The sequence below is a fragment of the Streptomyces sp. P9(2023) genome (assembly GCF_032436795.1).
Lineage (GTDB): Bacteria > Actinomycetota > Actinomycetes > Streptomycetales > Streptomycetaceae > Streptomyces.
Genome location: NZ_JAUPWM010000423.1, coordinates 1 through 277 on the forward strand (window position 1 = coordinate 1; position 277 = coordinate 277).

The window sequence follows — 277 nt, forward strand, 5'->3', positions numbered from 1 at the left end:
GGGTCGAGGAGTACGCGCAGGCGACCCGCAACGTCGCCGCCCTGAAGCGGGCCGAGGCTCGTGGCCTGGAGAGGTTCCCGGGCCAGGACGTCGAGTACGTCGTGGTCGACGACGCGAAGTCCTCCCGGGACCGCGTCCAGCTCGCCCACGAGAATCCCGACACCTACGACACCGGGTTCTACCGGGAGCGCGCTATTCGGGCCGCACTCGTCTCCGAGAGGTACTCACGAATCCGCTCGCGGTCCCATCCCAGTGGCGAGACGACGCTCTCTGCGGC

The 277-nt window shown here is 69.3% G+C and carries 1 protein-coding gene; it reads left to right on the top strand.

The genetic code is table 11. From position 1 onward, the window contains the following. Nucleotides 1-277 (top strand): hypothetical protein (locus Q5762_RS38195; protein WP_315896911.1); only part of this gene is annotated, 277 nt, incomplete at both ends.